21 protein-coding genes and 2 pseudogenes are annotated in these 17,255 nt (G+C 34.3%); 13 read left to right on the forward strand and 10 right to left on the reverse strand.

The annotated features are described in order from the left end of the window. Window positions 1-5: 5 nt before the first annotated feature. The 3 genes from ORL93_RS00520 (at window position 6) to ORL93_RS00530 (ending at window position 2,989) form a co-directional block, all read left to right on the forward strand. On the forward strand, window positions 6-920 hold the full coding sequence (locus ORL93_RS00520; protein ID WP_006095236.1) for a D-alanine--D-alanine ligase: 915 nt from the start codon (window positions 6-8) through the stop codon (window positions 918-920). Window positions 921-1,234: 314 nt separating this feature from the next. Next, window positions 1,235-2,449 (forward strand): aspartate aminotransferase family protein, encoded by a 1,215-nt coding sequence (locus tag ORL93_RS00525; protein WP_003198781.1) that lies wholly within the window; start codon window positions 1,235-1,237, stop codon window positions 2,447-2,449. Window positions 2,450-2,581: 132 nt separating this feature from the next. Beyond that, window positions 2,582-2,989 (forward strand): NUDIX hydrolase, encoded by a 408-nt coding sequence (locus tag ORL93_RS00530; protein ID WP_265958420.1) that lies wholly within the window; start codon window positions 2,582-2,584, stop codon window positions 2,987-2,989. 54 nt (window positions 2,990-3,043) lie between these two features. Here ORL93_RS00530 and ORL93_RS00535 read toward each other — a convergent pair whose 3' ends face one another. Next, window positions 3,044-4,195, reverse strand: coding sequence for an ArsR/SmtB family transcription factor (locus ORL93_RS00535; protein WP_176524608.1), 1,152 nt, complete (start codon window positions 4,193-4,195; stop codon window positions 3,044-3,046). A gap of 126 nt (window positions 4,196-4,321) precedes the next feature. Here ORL93_RS00535 and ORL93_RS00540 point away from each other — a divergent pair, with 126 nt between their 5' ends. Both ORL93_RS00540 and ORL93_RS00545 read left to right on the forward strand, forming a co-directional pair. Continuing rightward, a complete protein-coding gene (locus ORL93_RS00540) occupies window positions 4,322-4,816 on the forward strand; it encodes a GNAT family N-acetyltransferase (RefSeq protein WP_097794037.1) in 495 nt (164 codons plus the stop codon). Between the two features lie 22 nt (window positions 4,817-4,838). Next, window positions 4,839-6,071, forward strand: a complete 1,233-nt coding sequence (locus tag ORL93_RS00545; RefSeq protein ID WP_265958421.1) for an MFS transporter — start codon at window positions 4,839-4,841, stop codon at window positions 6,069-6,071. Window positions 6,072-6,152: 81 nt separating this feature from the next. On the opposite strand, the gene ORL93_RS00550 is transcribed toward ORL93_RS00545, so the two are convergent. Together ORL93_RS00550 and ORL93_RS00555 are read right to left on the reverse strand one after the other, a co-directional pair. Then, window positions 6,153-6,617: a DMT family transporter gene (locus ORL93_RS00550; RefSeq protein WP_265958423.1), complete on the reverse strand. Its 465-nt coding sequence runs from the start codon at window positions 6,615-6,617 to the stop codon at window positions 6,153-6,155. Window positions 6,618-6,631: 14 nt separating this feature from the next. Beyond that, window positions 6,632-7,054: a DMT family transporter gene (locus ORL93_RS00555; protein ID WP_003198769.1), complete on the reverse strand. Its 423-nt coding sequence runs from the start codon at window positions 7,052-7,054 to the stop codon at window positions 6,632-6,634. Between the two features lie 128 nt (window positions 7,055-7,182). Between ORL93_RS00555 and yeiL the strand changes: the two genes are divergently transcribed. From yeiL to ORL93_RS00575, 4 genes are all read left to right on the forward strand, one after another. Continuing rightward, entirely contained in the window at window positions 7,183-7,875 is a 693-nt protein-coding gene (yeiL, locus tag ORL93_RS00560) for a transcriptional regulator YeiL (protein WP_018781810.1), read from the forward strand. A gap of 261 nt (window positions 7,876-8,136) precedes the next feature. After that, entirely contained in the window at window positions 8,137-9,204 is a 1,068-nt protein-coding gene (locus tag ORL93_RS00565; RefSeq protein ID WP_098160622.1) for a flavin-containing monooxygenase, read from the forward strand. A gap of 327 nt (window positions 9,205-9,531) precedes the next feature. Beyond that, window positions 9,532-9,780, forward strand: coding sequence for a hypothetical protein (locus ORL93_RS00570; protein ID WP_018781808.1), 249 nt, complete (start codon window positions 9,532-9,534; stop codon window positions 9,778-9,780). A 58-nt stretch (window positions 9,781-9,838) separates the two neighbouring features. Beyond that, window positions 9,839-10,204, forward strand: coding sequence for a DUF4180 domain-containing protein (locus ORL93_RS00575; RefSeq protein ID WP_003198761.1), 366 nt, complete (start codon window positions 9,839-9,841; stop codon window positions 10,202-10,204). Between the two features lie 120 nt (window positions 10,205-10,324). Here the strand turns inward: ORL93_RS00575 and ORL93_RS00580 are convergent, their stop codons facing one another. After that, window positions 10,325-11,362, reverse strand: a complete 1,038-nt coding sequence (locus ORL93_RS00580) for a serine hydrolase domain-containing protein (protein ID WP_098160620.1) — start codon at window positions 11,360-11,362, stop codon at window positions 10,325-10,327. Between the two features lie 274 nt (window positions 11,363-11,636). After that, window positions 11,637-11,867: pseudogene (locus ORL93_RS00585) on the reverse strand (3-oxoacyl-[acyl-carrier-protein] synthase III C-terminal domain-containing protein); the annotation flags it as partial. A gap of 14 nt (window positions 11,868-11,881) precedes the next feature. Between ORL93_RS00585 and ORL93_RS00590 the strand changes: the two are divergent. After that, window positions 11,882-12,103, forward strand: a complete 222-nt coding sequence (locus tag ORL93_RS00590; protein ID WP_255262403.1) for a hypothetical protein — start codon at window positions 11,882-11,884, stop codon at window positions 12,101-12,103. Between the two features lie 48 nt (window positions 12,104-12,151). On the opposite strand, the gene ORL93_RS00595 is transcribed toward ORL93_RS00590, so the two are convergent. After that, on the reverse strand, window positions 12,152-12,340 hold the full coding sequence (locus ORL93_RS00595) for a hypothetical protein (RefSeq protein WP_098160618.1): 189 nt from the start codon (window positions 12,338-12,340) through the stop codon (window positions 12,152-12,154). 113 nt (window positions 12,341-12,453) lie between these two features. Between ORL93_RS00595 and ORL93_RS00600 the strand changes: the two genes are divergently transcribed. Beyond that, the gene (locus ORL93_RS00600) at window positions 12,454-12,735 is read left to right on the forward strand and encodes a hypothetical protein (RefSeq protein ID WP_097794032.1); all 282 of its coding nucleotides are present in this window, start codon (window positions 12,454-12,456) and stop codon (window positions 12,733-12,735) included. A 159-nt stretch (window positions 12,736-12,894) separates the two neighbouring features. Here ORL93_RS00600 and ORL93_RS00605 read toward each other — a convergent pair whose 3' ends face one another. The 4 genes and pseudogenes from ORL93_RS00605 to ORL93_RS00620 form a co-directional block, all read right to left on the reverse strand. After that, window positions 12,895-13,272, reverse strand: a complete 378-nt coding sequence (locus tag ORL93_RS00605; protein WP_003198751.1) for a hotdog domain-containing protein — start codon at window positions 13,270-13,272, stop codon at window positions 12,895-12,897. Window positions 13,273-13,415: 143 nt separating this feature from the next. Further along, window positions 13,416-13,559: pseudogene (locus ORL93_RS00610) on the reverse strand (IS1595 family transposase); the annotation flags it as partial. 35 nt (window positions 13,560-13,594) lie between these two features. Further along, the gene (locus tag ORL93_RS00615) at window positions 13,595-13,885 is read right to left on the reverse strand and encodes a DUF3784 domain-containing protein (protein ID WP_265958726.1); all 291 of its coding nucleotides are present in this window, start codon (window positions 13,883-13,885) and stop codon (window positions 13,595-13,597) included. 174 nt (window positions 13,886-14,059) lie between these two features. Next, complete coding sequence (locus ORL93_RS00620) at window positions 14,060-14,932, reverse strand: LysR family transcriptional regulator (protein ID WP_265958425.1); 873 nt, start codon at window positions 14,930-14,932, stop codon at window positions 14,060-14,062. Window positions 14,933-15,116: 184 nt separating this feature from the next. On the opposite strand from ORL93_RS00620, the gene ORL93_RS00625 reads away from it, so the two are divergent. Further along, entirely contained in the window at window positions 15,117-15,845 is a 729-nt protein-coding gene (locus ORL93_RS00625; protein ID WP_265958426.1) for a (Fe-S)-binding protein, read from the forward strand. Continuing rightward, window positions 15,842-17,254 (forward strand): LutB/LldF family L-lactate oxidation iron-sulfur protein, encoded by a 1,413-nt coding sequence (locus ORL93_RS00630; protein ID WP_097794028.1) that lies wholly within the window; start codon window positions 15,842-15,844, stop codon window positions 17,252-17,254. The genes ORL93_RS00625 and ORL93_RS00630 overlap by 4 nt, the downstream gene beginning before the upstream one ends. The last annotated feature ends 1 nt before the right edge of the window (window position 17,255 follow it).

Consider the following 17,255-nt stretch of genomic DNA (forward strand, 5'->3'; position numbering starts at 1 on the left):
GAAAAATGAGAGTTGGCGTTATTATGGGAGGCGTGTCTTCCGAAAAACAAGTGTCACTCATGACAGGGGAAGAAATGATTGCACATTTGGATAAGAGTAAGTATGAAGTAGTGCCTATTAAACTAAATGACAAAAAAGAGCTTGTTGAAAAGGTAAGAAATCTTGATATTGCATTGTTAGCACTTCATGGAGAATATGGGGAGGACGGTACGATTCAAGGTACACTAGAAACTCTCGGTGTTCCATATACCGGAAGTGTCATGCTATCAAGCGGTATTTGTATGGATAAAAATATGTCGAAAAAAATGATTCGTTATGAGGGCATTCAAACACCAGATTGGATTCATCTTTCAAATACGGAAGAGCTGCAGCTTGATGAAATAGATAAAATGGGATATCCGTTAGTAGTAAAACCAAATTCAGGTGGTTCCAGTGTAGGGGTAAAGATCGTATACGATAAGGATTCTTTACTTTCTTCTCTTGAGGATGTATTCAAATGGGATTCTGAAATAGTGATTGAAAAATATATAAAGGGCGAAGAAATTACATGTTCTATTTTGGACGGAAAGCTTTTACCAATCATTTCGATTCAACATACGGCTGAATTTTTTGATTATCATGCGAAATACGATGATATCGCTACGATTGAAGAGGTTGTGGAACTTCCGGCTACAACATATGAACGTGTTGTTGAAGCTGCAATGACCTGCTATAGAGCATTAAAATGCAGTGTTTATGCTAGGGTGGATATAATTATAAAAGATGGAATCCCGTATGTGATGGAAGTGAATACATTGCCGGGGATGACAAAAAATAGCTTGTTGCCTAAAAGTGCCCATGCGGCAGGAATCTCATATAGTAAGCTGTTAGATATGATTATAGAAACCTCATTACAAGTTAGAAAGAGCGAAGGTTTCTAATGGTGTATAAAATTAAAATATGATTTGAAATCTTAAAATTCTAACAAAAACACCATTTCTAGTTACTCAGTTCATTTAGGTCTATGTGAATATACAAAGCTTTTGATAGTTGTATGAACTAAAAAGTATTTCGTTTTTTCTATTATTCGCGAAATATATAAGATTTTTGAAAAGGGGAGTAAACAAAAATTCTATGCTCATATATTTTTTCTAACATGTAAATTGGATGACAGTGTAGTCAATTCAGAAGTTGTACCGAAATTTTGTGTTGGAAAATATAAAGATAATATGATTATACCTAGGGGGAATCATGCATGTCCGATTGGTCTCAATTAGATAAAGAATATGTAATGTCTACGTACCACCGCATACCGGTTACTATAGAAAAGGGTGAAGGTTGTAAGCTTTATGATGTGAATGGTAAAGAATATCTTGATTTATTCTCTGGTGTAGGAGTGAATATATTAGGCTACAATCATCCTAATATTATAAAAGCCACCTTTGAACAAGTTACAAGATGTTTACATCTTCCCTTTCATTTTTTAAACCCAGTTGCTATTGAATACGCCAAAAAATTAGTCAATTATTCTTTAAAAGATGGGAAAGTCTATTATACAACCTCTGGTGCGGAGGCTACCGAGGCAACCTTAAAACTAATCCACAAGTACAGACATATAACAAATCAAAAACGTGATGGAGTAATTGTACTTAAAGAAAGTTTTCATGGACGTACATTAGGTGCTCTTCACTTTACAAGACAAGAAAGTGTATATCAAAATTTTCCGCGTACGTCTATTCCTGTATATGAAGTGGAACGAGAGAATTTAGAGGAACTAGAAAGAACCATACTCAAGGAAAATCCAATTGCTATTATGCTAGAGCCAGTATTAGGAAGTGGTGGGATATATCCTTTGTCGGGTGAATATTTAAAAGGTGTTGAAGAGCTTTGCAGACAGTATAATGTGTTATTTATTGTTGACGAGGTGCAAAGTGGGATAGGGAGAACTGGAAAATTGTTTGCTTATCAGCATTTTGATATTACGCCTGATATTATTCAATTTGGTAAAGGAGCGGGAGGCGGTACACCTTTAGGGGGAATAATAGTAGGTCCACGACTTTATGATATATTCTCACCAGGTGATCACGGAACAACATTCGCACATTCACCAATTGGTACGGCTTTAGGATTAACTGTATTAAAAACATTAATGGATGATGGTTTAATGCAACAGTCTTATGAAACGTCCTTATATTTAAATGAAAAACTTCAAAAAATCCAGAAGGAAAACTCCTCTTTTATCGAAGAAGTACGTCATTGTGGAATGATGTTTGGAATCAGTATTCACGACACGAATGAAAATGTAAACAAACTACAATTAGAATTACTAAATAAAGGCATGCTTGTAGACGTTACAAAGGGAAATACAATTCGTTTACTTCCCCCTTATATTATTACAAAAGAAGAAATCGATGAATTTATTCATCAGTTTATTTCCTGTATCGAAAAATCATTCGCATTGACAAGCTGATTGTAGTAAATACTTATTCTCTCTTCTATTTACTATTGTGGCGTTAGAATAAAGTCGTACTGTTATATCCCTTTAGCTATAGTTAAAGGATATTTATTTTTTGATGAAAGGCATTGAAAGGAAGTTGTTCCTATGAGTAATCTAAAACATTATGTTTCAGCGGGTGTAGTCGTTTTAAACGATGAGGGGAAGATCCTATTAATTCATAGCCCGCGTAGAGGGTGGGAGCAACCAGGAGGGCAAGTTGAAGAAGGGGAATCTATTCAAGACGCTGCTATAAGAGAAGTAAAAGAAGAAACTGGGATTGATATTTGCGTGACAAAGTTCTGTGGTATATATCAAAATCTAAGTTCAGGTGTTTGTGCGACTTGTTGGCTAGCAAAACCGATCGGGGGTAAGTTAGAAACAAGTAGTGAGAGTTTAGAAGTCGGATTCTTTACGGTTGAAGAGGCTTTACAGATGGTTACGTGGTCAAATTTTAAAGAGAGAATTGTAAAAAGTTTAGATGAAAAAGAGCAACCTTTTTTTGTGGTGTTTTAATAGATAATATAGGGTAATCAAAAATAGAGAAAGTATAGCTTTCTCTATTTTTGATTAACGTTTTATATGATTTAAAAAGGTAATTGTTTTTTCAACCATAGTTTTATTAATCGAATAATACTTTGTTTTACCTTCTTTTCTCACATGAAGGAGATCGCCGCTTTCTAGTACAGCTAGGTGCCGAGATACAGTGCTTTGGTGTAATCCAGTTTCATTAATAATTTCTTGGGCAAATAATTCTTTATGATTAGCAAGCACCGTTAATATCGTTAAGCGTGCTTGATCCCCTAAAGCGGTAACAGTAGGGGTGATTTCGTCTATAGTTAAAAGAGTATTGGGTGTAGTATTTTGTTGTGGAGATGTTGACTTTGGTTCAAATAAAATATACAGTATCTCATCAACTTTAAAAAGAGATAAGAAGTTTCCCATATGCAATGTTGGAATAAAAGTAATGTTTTTGGAAGAACGAATTGTTTCAATCCAAGAACTGTCAGGATATAATCCGGTAATCAAAAAAACAATTTCATCATTTGTTTTGCATGTATGGGTAGAAATTAATTGTAAATTCGCAGTTTCTTGTTGCAAAGTATCCGAATTGTTGAGCCATACAAGTTCAAATGCAGATTTCCAAAATTCTTTTAGCATGGTAATTATATTTAATTTCACTTCATTTGTATTTAGAAAAAAAGATATTTTTTCCTCGGTAGATGTGATTCCCCAGCTTTCTAAAATCGCAGTTAAAGCGATTTTTCTTGTAGATGTATGAGATAAACTATTTTCATCAAGTTGAACGGCATGTAATAGTTGATCTATTTTTGGGTCATTTGGTAGATTCGTATGGTAATAATTTATATTTTCAATAATTGCATATGTAATTAACTCTTCGATTTCTTCGCTAGACAGGCTTTCCCACCAAGAAATAAAAGGTCCCCATTTTATATGTGTAAAATCAGCTAAATCTAATTTTTTTAAAATAAACTCTCTTAGTATTGCACCATGAGCGAATACAGAGCGCAAAACAAGTAATGTTTCATGGAATGTTTGAGATAGCTGAGGTACAGTCTCTCTTATCCAGGGAGAAGTTATCGTACTACTAAATTTTTGGTAATCAATTAGTAAAATATTTGTAGCTATATTTACTCCAATAGATGTTGAAATGTTAATACTTGCTTTGGGGTAAGTAGTTGTAAGAAATTCTTTTTTCATAGAAACCTCCAAAAAAATAAATATTTCACATTTACATATTCGATATTTGAATGTTAATATAATTTTACAACAATTCGGAATTTATATCAACTCATGCAATTTATTCTTTTTGGGGGAGGATAAGAAATGATTCAAATTCAAAAAGCTTTAGTTTGTCATGTGGAAGGGATTTCTAGCGTTTGCTCAAACGGTTGGCGTGATACGTATGTGGATTTAAGAGAAAAAGAATATATCGATGCGGTAATTGAAGAGTTCTATCAATTTGAACGAATTTATCAAGAAGTTACTCTGCCGAAGCAAGGATGGGATGGCTGGTATGTTGTTTTAGAAAATGAGGAAGTAGTTGGTGCTGGTGGAGGCGGGATGATAAGTGAAGAAGCCGGAGAACTTTTTGTGCTGTATTTAAAACCTAGTAGAAGGGGAGAAGGAATTGGAACAATGCTTTTACATGCAATTACAGCAAGACAAATTGAACAAGGTGCAACGGAACAATGGGTTTCTGTAACGAAAGGGAATCAAAAAGGGATACCATTTTATGAAGCAAGAGGTTTTGTGCAACAAAATGGAGTAGATCTGACAATTCGCTACCGTAGAGATATTTCATACATGTATTTCGAATGACAATAGGAAAGAGGAGAGTCTGTTGTATAAAACAATCTTAAAAAATAAAAATGTAATGTATTACTTATTAGGAGGAGGAGTTTCTAGTTTAGGAGATATATTAACAGGTTTAGCATTTGTATTTCTGGCCTATGATTTAACAGGATCGGAATTGTATACAACTGGAATGGTTATTGCGACAACAGTTCCTTATCTATTGTTTGGACTAGTGGGCGGCGTTATCGCTGATTGGGTGCAGAAAAAGAAATTGCTGATTATAATTGATATAATCCGTATTCCTTTTATTCTGTCTCTTGTCTTCTGCTATTACTTCGATGTTTTAACCTACACGTATATGATCATCATAAGTTTTTTTATTCAGTGTTGCGGTTGTTTTTTTAATCCAGCACACCGGGCGCTATTACCAATTATAACCCCTATAGAACAGCGGAATATGACGAATAGTTTATATGATTCCGTAACGAGAGGGATAACTGTACTCAGTCCGTTTCTCTCCATATTGTTAATGAAGACAGTAGGTGTCATTCACTTTTTTACGATTGATGTAATTACATATTTCATAAGCGCACTTTTTCTTTTTAAGCTGAATGTAACAGGGGATGTGGTGGGTGCTAAAAAGAAACAGGTAAAAGAAGTATTTCTCTCATTACGTGAATTTTGGCTTTGGATGAAATCTAATAAACAAATTACATTTTTATTTCTCCTTACATTTACAATGGTTTTTATGAATACATGGGTTTGGAAAGTTGGATTATTATTATCATTGGGAGAGTTCACAAAAGAGAGTAAAGAAATTTATAGTGTCATTCAAGGGTTCTTTGGATGCGTAGTAATCATTACAAATATGATGATCCCCTTCATATGGAAAAACTTGAATTTAACTATTTATACAATCGCGTCTATTATCTGGGGTGTTGGGATCTTTTTGCTTGGATTTACATTTAATATTTCATTTTACTTTGTTGGAGTATGTATAGTCGGGATTGGTCTACCGTTAGCGGGACTAACGAGGGTATACATATTACAAAAACTCGTTCCGAAAGATATGTTAGGGCGAGGGTTCAGTTTTAATGCAGTTTTGCTTTACTTAGCAGATACAATATCTCTCTTTGTATTTGGAATTCTGTCTATATTTATTTCTCTAAATGTTATGTTTATTATGTGCGGAATTGGAATGATAATAATGTCAATTGCATTGAAATTCCTTGTCTTTAGAAGACACTCTGTGAAAGAAGAGGAAAAGTTAATGTGTTGAAATTGGAGGAGTTCTTATAAAAAAGGAATAAATCCAATGTAAGCGTGCGGATGTATTCCTTTTCTATTTTTTAAAATGTTGTTAGAGCTGCACTCGACTATTTTTCACAGTTTCGTACGTCTTATCAAGTATTAAGTTATAAGTCAGTCCAAGTAATACTAAAAAGCCTCCGATTATTTTACCGATAGATACATCATTTGATGTGAAGAAATCAATTATAACTCCCATAAATAATTGCCCCACAAAAATCAATAAAGTTAAATAGAAAGATGATATTTTAGGAGTAATATAGTTTGATAATACAATTACAATAACACCAACTAAACCTCCTAAATATACTACAAATGGTATGGAGTGCAATGTCGTAGCTGATACGTGAAGAGATTCATTGCTAAAGAGTAAAAATAAAAAAGAAAAAAACAATCCCGTAATATAATTAACAAATGTTCCTTGGAAAATTCCAATCTTTGCTGCTAAGTTAGCATTAATAATTCTTGCAACTACAATGGAAATTCCGGCTAAAATTGCAATGCAAATATATAACATAGTTCCATCCTCCATTAAAAAATAGTCATTACAACAATTCCCGAAGAAATCAGAAGTAATCCAAACATTTTTTTCTTTTCAAATTTCACGACCTTCATACCTAATAAGCCGAAATGATCGATAATAATAGATGAAACAGATTGCCCAAGTAAACTTAAAGCGATTGTAATAGAGACACCGAGTGCTGTGAAGCTTATATTACTAAATAGTACGGTGAAAACACCGATAGCTCCTGCACTATAAAGATAAAGCGGTATCCCTTTTTGCATGTGAAGTTTGGATTTGCTAACGAGTAAAACAATGACAATGGCAACTAATCCAACGATATGAATCATCACACTAGATGTATAGTTACCTGTCATTTCAGATAAGATACCATTTAAAGGAATCATAATGGCGATGAAAGCACCTATAATAATTGAGAGTAAATTATACAATGACGTTCCCCCTTTATAAATTTACATGTAATGTATCATGATTAAATTGTGAGCTACTATGACATATGTCATAGTGAAAGGAAGAAATTTTCTTTATAATTAAAATGAGTTACAAAGGTGGGGGATGTATGAAGAAAATATGTAATTCTCATAAGTTAGATGATTATGTGCAAAAGAATAAAATTGCATCATTTTTTAGCAATGATATGAAATCATATATGGAACTATTACTCTTTAAAAAGAATGAGCATATTTGTAAGGAGAATGAAGATATTCACTATCTGTATTTCTTTGTTGAAGGAAAAGCGAAGGCTTATAACACATTAAGTAATGGGAAATCTGTATTATTATGTTTTTATGATAGCTTGCAAATATTGGGAGATGTTGAATTAATCCACTCGCAAAAAACAGCTTCAAATGTACAAGTGATGGTAGACTCTTATTGCATTGGAATCCCTTTAGAAAAGGTGAGAGAACGATTGCTTCAGGATGCAACCTTTTTAAGGTGTATCTGTGGTTCTTTGTCTCATAAGTTAAATAGATTGTCAAAAAACAGTACGATTAATTTACTGTATCCTCTTGAGAATAGGTTAGCAAGTTACATTCTTGCGACTGGAGAAAGACTTATTCATAATGAACAAAGAATTATATTTAATGGGAATTTAACTGAGACATCGGAATTGCTAGGAGCAAGCTACAGGCATTTATTAAGAACATTAAATACTCTTTGTGATAAAAGTGTAATTAGAAAGAATAATGGGTACTTTGAAGTGACAAACATCGGCCTTTTAAAAGAGCTTGCGGCAGATGTTTATAAATAAAGAGAATGTAAAAGTATATGTCTAGTGGTATTTCAATAAGAAAGTAAATTATTAAATTGTTACTTATATCGAATTTAAAAGCGCACTATTGATGATAAAAAGTTTCTTATCATCAATAGTGTGCTTTTTAGGTTTATAGGTTGAGTAGAAAGAAGAATTGTTTTCCTTGATTTGTAAAAAAGAAAACTATAATATTAAATCAAACATATGAACATATGAACAATTATTCATATGTTTTTGTAATAAACAGGAGGAGGAAATATGTTAGATGTAATTATAGTAGGAGCTGGTCAAGCAGGTTTAGCTATGGGATATTACTTACAGCAAGGAAACTATAACTTTGTTTTATTGGATGGAGGGAAGAGGATTGGTGATTCATGGAGAAAGCGGTACGATTCTTTACAATTGTTTACACCAAGGGATTATTGTGCATTGCCAGGTATGAGGTTAAATGGAAATCAAAATGAATTTCCTAGTAAAGATGAAATTGCAAATTATTTAGAAGCTTATGCGAAACGTTTTTCCATACCGGTGAGGTTAAATATCAATGTTTCCAAAATAAGAAAGAAGGGACATGCGTTTGAGGTTTTTACTCCTAACGAAATGCTACAATCTAAACGAGTTATTATCGCATCAGGTGCTTTTCAGAGGCCTTACATTCCTTCTATTTCACAAAACCTTTCCAATGATACCTTTCAAATTCATTCTTCACAATACCAATCACCAATACAAATTCCAGAGGGATCAGTCCTTGTAGTAGGAGGGGGGAATTCCGGTACACAAATTGCAGTAGAATTAGCGAAATCTCGTGATGTTACGATTGCTGTAAGTCATCCGCTTTCTTTTTTACCACTAAAAATAATGAGAAGGAGTATTTTTGCTTGGCTGGAAACAATAGGACTATTATATGCTGGAATCAACACATGGCGGGGAAGATGGTTTCAGAAGCAGAAAGATCCTATATTTGGTTATGAATGTAGAGAGCTTATTCGTAATGGAGCAATAGCATTGAAGCCGAAGGTCGTAAATGCATTGCAGAATAAAGTAGTGTTTTCAGATGATAGCGCATGCAATGTTCAGAATGTAGTATGGTCTACAGGATTCATACCGAATTATCAGTGGATTGAAGTAGAAGCTGCAATGAATCAAGCAGGATCACCAGTTCATACAAGAGGTGTTAGCGGGGTGCAAGGGTTATACTATATTGGTTTACCTTGGCAACATCAAAGAGGATCAGCACTGCTTTGTGGTGTGGGCCGAGATGCAGAATTTTTATTTTCAGTTATTCAAAAAGAAGATTCAATGTTTAATACAAGAATAAAAAAATAGACCGGTAGCAATTCCTACCGATCAACAATATGTACATGAATTAGGAGAGGTCAAACTTTTATTAAATTCATTATAACGTATTCTGATAATTTAGAAAACTATAAAGTGATCTTTATATGTTGAGAAAGTTTTTTTGTGCTGCAATATATGGAGAATTAAGAATATCGCATGTGAAATATGTAGTATAGGTTTTATTTTCAAGGATAATAATACCAATTTTCGTGTTATTTAGAGATAGATTTTGGTAAAGTTATAATATGGATATTAATTTATATAAAATTGTTTTTATTTCTATAGTATGTCTATTAATAGAGAGAGGGATATAGTATGAAATTTGATGATCAACGTTTACTCGGAATGAGATTAGGTTCTTTACTTGTAACAGAAGAGAATCGATATTTAGTCATAAAGAAAAAAGAACATTATTCCTTATTAAATATTGAAACGTTAGAGTGTACACCTCTTGAAGTATCATTGGAGCATCTTGAAGAAATGCTTCACGAGGATCTTCAAGAAAGTATAAAGGAAATCATCGCTCCTGAGCATCTAAAGATTGTAGCTAAAAATATTATATAAAGTAAAAAAAGAAGAATGATAATTTGATGAAAAATGTAATGTTAGGTGGGGGATATAGGTGAAAATACGCATTCATGAAAAAGATAATTCTAAAATTGCAATTATAGAAAGTTCTGAAATCGTAATAAGGGATGTGCAAGGAGCATTAGACTTGATGGCATCCGTCAATTTTTCCTATGATTGTCAAAAAATATTGATTAACAAAGTAAATATTACAGAGGAATTTTTTAACTTAAGAACTGGCCTAGCGGGTGAAATATTACAAAAATATATGAACTACCGCATAAAATTAGCTATTGTTGGGGATTTCAATGTATACAATAGTAAAAGTCTTGCGGATTTTATATATGAATGTAATAAGGGAAAAGCTGTATTTTTTTTAAAAGATGAGGAATCCGCTTTAAGTGCTCTTCACTGTGTGTAGTTTCGGATATATAATTTTTTGTACTTAACTCTATAAAAACTTTTCTGTATATTCTTGTCAGAACTAAAAAAAAGCTAGCCTTTCGCTAGCTTTTTTAATGATAGCCCTTACTAAAGCTTTCTATAGTTCTAATAAGTTAATAATTTCTCCAATAATCCCTTCATTTTGGTGAACACCTAGGTCTGAATTTGTCATAATGATAGCACCGGTGCCTTTATGTGGATATGCAACAATCATGCATTGAAATCCAACGCCCCAGCCAAGTGAAGAAATTTGTATTTCTTGATCTGATTTATCAAGAAATACACCTAATCCGGTCCATTTTGAGCAACCTTGTGTGGAAATCATTTCTTTCATTATTTTTGATGATAGTCCGAGTTTACTATTGCCTTGCAAAGAATGGCTGATTTCCATTACTAGAGCAGCTAAATCTGTTGGGGTTGACCAAATTCCTGCAGCAGCTGAATAGGGATAGAACGGATACTTTCCATCTACTACATGTCCGTTCTTATTGTGACCACATGCAAAGTGATCATTTGTGATCTCTTGTTTAGGAGATTCTAGTGTACTGTTATTCATATTTAAAGGTCCAAATATTAACTCTTGTAATAATAGATTAAAAGATTTTCCGGTAACGTCTTCTATCAGTTGTTCTATTATACAAAATCCAGCGTCTGAATAGTGAAACTTGCTTTCAGGCTCATATTGAACTTCGATAGGGACTGGGCAATAGGATGTTTTACCTTGAAGGATCTGTAAAATCGCAGGTTTTCCTTGGATGGGGTGATATATATCAAAACTTTCATCCGGATCAATAATTCCTGATTGATGACTTAATAGATTTCGTAAGGTAACTTTTTTATCATAAGTGAATTTATTTTCAGGAACTTTCCAGGATATAAGACGGTTATTTACATTTTCATCTAAGTCCAGTATTCCTTGATCCGCTAATTTCAATACGAGCATCGCTGTGAGGAATTTACTTATAGAACAAGCGTTGAAAATAGAATTCACGTTAACTTTTCTAACCGTCCTCAATTCAAGTGCGCCAAAGCCTTCAGCATGTTCTAATTCTCCATTACGAATAATAGCTAGGCTTAGTCCAGCTACCAGATATTGATTCATTTTTTCATATATATCTAGCGTTTTGAGTTCCATATGATTATTCTCCTTTTTCAATGTTACATTCACTATATAATAAATGAAATGTTAAATAAAGGAATATAATGCGATGTATCGTATTTAACTAGATTGGGAGCGGAATGTTAAAAGTAAGATATAAAGAGAGAGAATAGTTAGCTTTTTCGTTAGATCAAAGACGAAATCAATGCATTAATTTCACCACAAATGTAATGACCCAATAAAGAGTTGAAAGATACATAAATGATTTGTAAGGCTGATGTGATAAAACATCAGCCTTTATGTTACGTACTTATATATTCCATCTTAAAATTAGTCCTGCATGTACAAGGCCTCCACCGAATCCATACAAAAGTAAAGTGTCACCATTATTGATTTTTCCATCTCTTAACCCAACATCAAGTGCTAATGGGATAGAAGCAGCAGAGGTGTTTCCGCAATATTGTAGACTCATGAGTGTGCGATCAAGAGAAATACCTGTTCGTTCACAAATGGATTCAATCATCCTCAAATTGACACTATGCAGTAGGGAACCAATTGATAGAATATGGGATTTCAGTAAGAGACGGAGAAGCGTTAAGTGATGGTTTTCATTTTATGGGAGAAAACGGAGTCTACTTATTATTAGGGCCATCAGGGCGTCGGTGGTTTTTCTCAGAGTTAGATGCAGCGGTTCATCCGTTACTAATAGAAATTGATAGCGAAAAACAGATTGAGATAAATAGACAAGGAGAATGTAATATATCCATTAAGAAGTAAAGGGATCCAGATAAATGCCCTCATTTGTTTAAGATGAGGGCAGTAGTATTATGGTGTTTTTGAGGGAGTCTTGTATCGAAATATGTATAAAGTCCATCCTGCCATAATGAGCGGGATGATAACTGTTTTATTTTCGATTTTTTTTTTGAAAATGAACCAGCCAATCATATCGAATAGTAAAGTCAATACAATGCAAAGGACGACAAATTGCAATGAAAATTTGAGGTAACGAATCATAGTGGATGTCCTCCTTCACATCAATGTAATAACTATATATGAAATTCATTTCATGGTAAAATTTTGATATTGAACATTGGTGCGAAATACATAGATTGTAAGGAGAGGAGAATATGGAATTTTGGATTGTAATACCATTTATTGTTTTTGGAGCCATTTATATTGGAGAAAAATTAAAGCAAATGGAAAAAAGAACGGATGCTAGACTAAAGCGTATGGAAACTAGATTAGAATTAATAACAAAACAAATGGGAATTAGAGAGGTAGAGCCCGAAATTAATAATGAACTGCGGCAGCTTGTGAAAGATGGAAAAACAATTACAGCAGTTAAGAAAGCGCGCGAAGCATTTGGGTATTCATTGCTGGAAGCGAAAGAATATGTGGATTCTTTATAACAATATAAATAGATCCATATCTTAATATGGATTATACTGAATGGAAAGCAGAAAAAAGATAAGCAAATTTGCTTATCTTTTTTCTTTTTCGCTCTGTTAAATTTTAATGTTGCTAATCAGATTCTAACGCTCCAGTTAATTGAAGAAGGTAGAAAGAATTCACAGTATTACACCTGAAAAGTTGCCTTTTAATACTACTTTTTTATTCTGATTTTTACATAAAAAGGATGCGATAATAGCTGTTCTATGATTTTCTTGCCTTTCGTACTTTTCAATTTTAGCTTCACAAATTATTGTATCCCCTGTAAATACAGGTCTTAAAAACTCAAAATTCATAGTACGAGCCAGTACGTTATTATCTCCACCTATTTTCGTTGGTAGAGTTGCCGTTAGTAACCCTTGAGTTACAAGTCTTCCCTGTTCATCTGGGGTTATATGGTGAATCCCTTCATCACCTGAAACCTCTGTAAATAATTCAACATCTTTTACTGTAAAAGTTCGTTCAAACGTAATTATATCTCCGACTTTTAAAGACATATAAATCTCCTCCCTGAAGTTTAAATACTGCTATGGTCAGGTTTAATCTGAATATTATAACAATATCGAACGGTGTTCAACCATTCCGACTGTTAGTTCAATAAGGACTACATATTGAATTTTGATAAGCGTAAACCGTCATACGTTTTTCTCATTTCATTGATTAGACGACCACCAACAGAGGATGTAGGTTCAACAGAGTGTTTCTCTCATTGAAAAGCTTGCTCTTTTTTCGTTTGAGATAGTTTGTCCATATGCTTTAATAAGTTATTAAATGCTTTGTTCACCATTTCCCCTTAACAGAGCCTTCTTTTTAGAAGGATTAGTGAACCATTCTTGTGTTCACATAAGCTGCTAATACAACATGTCCAACGATAATAATAGGAACAATAATTTGTATGTTGGGCGTAGTGAAGACGCTACCAATTGCCGCAATAACACCAGCTGCTAAGTTATAAAGCCCAACCATGTTTGCTAGTTTTTGCTTATCTTGTACACGCTTTTCGTTAAATCCAGATAAGAGCCAAGTATACTGTTTTACTCCTACAAAGTAAGATGATGCGAAAGAAATTATAGCGATGATACATAATGATGGAGAAGCGAATAGGGCCATGATTACACCTCCGAAATCATTCTTATCCCGCATTAACAGGCAGTAACACTCCCACCTCAAAATTCAGCGGAAGCGAAGAAGTTAGGTGGGAGATGAACTGTTCGTAAAAGCCCGATTGGTTCAACTAATAATCAGTGGGGGATGGAGAAAACCCCCACTGATTAAAGTTTCACTTTATGTGCATTCTATAAATCGTCTAGCACTGTTAGAGAGTTTCCGATCTTTCAACCAGATTATTGATGATTCAGATTGGAATGGGAAATCTATTAAATCTACTATTCTGATAAATTCTTGCGGGATATAAGATACAGCACTTTTAGGTAGAATCGAGGCTCCGATCCCAGCCATGATGAGCATAAGTACAAATGCAGAGTCGGGACATTCACATGCTATATTTAATTTTATACCATGACGATTGCATTCATCAATGACGAGCTGATGGTAACTGTCTTCTTTATCTTTATGTAAAAGTAAGAGGGGGATATGATCTAGTTTAGTTATGGAGATTGGAAGATTTGAATGATGAAGCTCCCATTTTGCAGGCATGACTAATACGAATGGCTCCTTTGATACACAAATACTAGAAAAAGCCTTCTTATTAAAAGGGGTACGTAAGACAGCGAGTTCAATATTCCGATTTTCTAATTGCTCTATTAAGTATAAAGGACCACCTTCCCATATTTTTAAGTTTACATTTGGATAGTTCTCTTGAAAATAGCTGATTTTTTCAGATAAAAAAGGAATGCACGAATGAAATGCGCCAATAGACAGATTTCCTCGTAATCCTTCACCGGTATCTTTAATCTCTGTAATTGTTTCCTCTAATTGTTGGATAATACTTTTTGCTTTCCTATATAATATTTTACCTTCTTCAGTTAAATGCATATTTCGACCGTTTCTTTCAAAGAGGCTTACTGATAATTCTTGTTCTAGTAACGATAGTTGTCTACTTAGAGGTGGCTGTGCCATATGAAGTCGATGAGCAGCACGGGTAAGCTGTCTTTCTTCGGCGATTACAATAAAGTAACGAAGTTGTCTTATATCCATTTCCAACCCTCTTTCTATACCTTTTTTATATACAAAAACAACCTTATAAATAGTTTTTATATAATACGTCACATGATATCATAAATAAAACAAATTAAATGTAGAAAATTCTAAAAATTAAAAATATTTTTTCGGTGTATTAATAACTTGAAAGTAGATTGTATCGTTCTGAGGAGGAATATTTATGAAAGTTTCGTTATTCATTACATGTTTATCCGATGTGTTTTTTCCTCAAGTAGGTAAGAGTGTTGTGGAAGTTATGGAGCAATGTGGAGTAGAAATAGATTTTCCTGAAGGACAAACTTGCTGCGGGCAACCTGCCTACAATAGTGGATATCAAAAAGAAGCTAAAGCGGCAGCGAAACAAATGATAAAAGCATTTGAGCATAGTGAATATATTGTGACTCCTTCAGGATCTTGTGCTAGCATGATCCATCATTATTATAAAGAAATGTTTAAAGATGATAGTGAATGGTATGAAAAAGCAGTTCGTTTAGTGGATAGGACGTATGAGCTGACGGATTTTTTAATGAATGTACTCGGAACAAGTAATTTAAAATCTAAGCTAGCTGAGACAGCCGTTTTTCATCAATCGTGTCATATGAGTCGCGGACTTGGGATAAAAGATGAACCACTTAAGTTACTATCACAAGTAGAAGACCTAGACGTAAAAGAATTACCATATTGCCAAGATTGCTGCGGTTTTGGTGGTACTTTTGCAGTGAAAATGAGCCCGATTTCTGAAACAATGGTTGATGAAAAGATAAAACATATTGAGGCAGCAGAAGCCAATCTCTTAATCGGGGCAGATTTGGGATGTCTTATGAATATTGGAGGGCGGCTACGCAGAAAAAATAAAGACATTCAAGTGTTACATATAGCAGAAGTACTGGCGAAGGAGCTGAACAAATGAGTGTAGTGGGAGAACTAGAATTTTTGGAAAGAGTAGATAAAGCCATACACGATTCGCAGATGAGAAGTGCGGTTCCATTTACACAAGATAGGCTTCGGATGGGACGGGAACAAGCTACACATGAATTAGGAAATCTTGAGGAATGGCGTGAGGCAGCATCTGAAATTCGGATGCATACAATTGAAAATTTAGATAGTTATTTGGAACAATTAGCTACAAATGTTCGGGAAAATGGGGGGCATGTCCATTTTGCTTTCAAAGCAGAAGATGCCGTATTGTATGTTTCTGAAATCGTGAGAAAAAAAAGAGCAAAAACAATTATTAAATCGAAGTCCATGGTTTCGGAAGAAATACATCTCAATAAAAACTTAGAAGAAATGGGGGTAAAAGTGGTAGAGTCCGATCTCGGAGAGTATATCATTCAATTAGCGGGAGAAGCTCCATCACATTTAATTGCTCCAGCTATTCATAAGACGAAGGAACAAGTAGCAGAGCTTTTTTCTAAGGAGGCTGGAAGGGAAATACCAGTTGATACAAATCAATTACTACAATTTGCTCGGGAGCAATTGCGTAAAGAATTTTTAGAGGCTGATATTGGTATCTCAGGTTGTAATTTTGCTGTGGCAGAATCTGGATCCGTTGTTCTAATAAGTAATGAAGGAAATGCTCGCCTTACCACTACATTGCCAAAAGTTCATATTGCTATTATGGGAATGGAGCGCCTTGTTCCGACATGGCAAGATCTTGATGTTGTCGTTTCGATGTTAACTAGAAGTGCTACCGGTCAAAAAATTACATCCTATGTAACGGGAATGAATGGGCCTCGCTTACCTGAAGATATGGATGGACCTGAAGAATTTCATTTAATCATTTTAGATAATGGTCGTTCTAATATTTTAGGAACCGCTTATCAAGAAGTGTTGAAGTGTATTCGGTGCGGAGCGTGTGTGAATGTTTGTCCTGTATATCGTAATATTGGAGGACATGCGTATGGAAGTACTTATAGCGGACCAATTGGTGCGGTACTAGCTCCTTTATTAGAAGGGTATGTGGAATTAAAAGAATTGCCTTTTGCATCAAGTTTGTGCGGCGCATGTACAGATGTTTGCCCGGTGAGAATTCCATTACATGACCTTCTCATTGAGCATCGTAAAGATGAGGTGGAACAAGGATTTGTAACGAAATTTGAGCAACTGGCCTTTAAAGGTTTTTCGTTTATGGCGAGTCATCCTTTTGTTTACGAGAAAGCCGTTAAAATGGCTCGCACTGGTTTATCGATATTTGCAAAAGATGGTTATATTGCGAATGGCCCTGGTCCATTAAAAGGGTGGACAGAAAGCAGAGATTTTCCAAAACCTGCGAAACAATCATTCCGAGATTGGTGGGAAAAAGAAAAGAGGGATTCATAAC

Source organism: Bacillus sp. DHT2 (genome assembly GCF_026241455.1).
Taxonomy (GTDB): Bacteria; Bacillota; Bacilli; order Bacillales; family Bacillaceae_G; genus Bacillus_A; species Bacillus_A pseudomycoides.

Bases quoted from the DNA above. Each gene is read 5' to 3' on its own strand.
- ORL93_RS00520 (WP_006095236.1), top strand. From the start codon at position 6: ATGAGAGTTGGCGTTATTATGGGAGGCGTGTCTTCCGAAAAACAAGTG.
- ORL93_RS00525 (WP_003198781.1), top strand. From the start codon at position 1,235: ATGTCCGATTGGTCTCAATTAGATAAAGAATATGTAATGTCTACGTAC.
- ORL93_RS00530 (WP_265958420.1), top strand. From the start codon at position 2,582: ATGAGTAATCTAAAACATTATGTTTCAGCGGGTGTAGTCGTTTTAAAC.
- ORL93_RS00535 (WP_176524608.1), bottom strand. From the start codon at position 4,195: ATGAAAAAAGAATTTCTTACAACTACTTACCCCAAAGCAAGTATTAAC.
- ORL93_RS00540 (WP_097794037.1), top strand. From the start codon at position 4,322: ATGATTCAAATTCAAAAAGCTTTAGTTTGTCATGTGGAAGGGATTTCT.
- ORL93_RS00550 (WP_265958423.1), bottom strand. From the start codon at position 6,617: ATGTTATATATTTGCATTGCAATTTTAGCCGGAATTTCCATTGTAGTT.
- yeiL (WP_018781810.1), top strand. From the start codon at position 7,183: ATGAAGAAAATATGTAATTCTCATAAGTTAGATGATTATGTGCAAAAG.
- ORL93_RS00565 (WP_098160622.1), top strand. From the start codon at position 8,137: ATGTTAGATGTAATTATAGTAGGAGCTGGTCAAGCAGGTTTAGCTATG.
- ORL93_RS00570 (WP_018781808.1), top strand. From the start codon at position 9,532: ATGAAATTTGATGATCAACGTTTACTCGGAATGAGATTAGGTTCTTTA.
- ORL93_RS00580 (WP_098160620.1), bottom strand. From the start codon at position 11,362: ATGGAACTCAAAACGCTAGATATATATGAAAAAATGAATCAATATCTG.
- ORL93_RS00595 (WP_098160618.1), bottom strand. From the start codon at position 12,340: ATGATTCGTTACCTCAAATTTTCATTGCAATTTGTCGTCCTTTGCATT.
- ORL93_RS00600 (WP_097794032.1), top strand. From the start codon at position 12,454: ATGGAATTTTGGATTGTAATACCATTTATTGTTTTTGGAGCCATTTAT.
- ORL93_RS00605 (WP_003198751.1), bottom strand. From the start codon at position 13,272: ATGTCTTTAAAAGTCGGAGATATAATTACGTTTGAACGAACTTTTACA.
- ORL93_RS00615 (WP_265958726.1), bottom strand. From the start codon at position 13,885: ATGGCCCTATTCGCTTCTCCATCATTATGTATCATCGCTATAATTTCT.
- ORL93_RS00620 (WP_265958425.1), bottom strand. From the start codon at position 14,932: ATGGATATAAGACAACTTCGTTACTTTATTGTAATCGCCGAAGAAAGA.
- ORL93_RS00625 (WP_265958426.1), top strand. From the start codon at position 15,117: ATGAAAGTTTCGTTATTCATTACATGTTTATCCGATGTGTTTTTTCCT.
- ORL93_RS00630 (WP_097794028.1), top strand. From the start codon at position 15,842: ATGAGTGTAGTGGGAGAACTAGAATTTTTGGAAAGAGTAGATAAAGCC.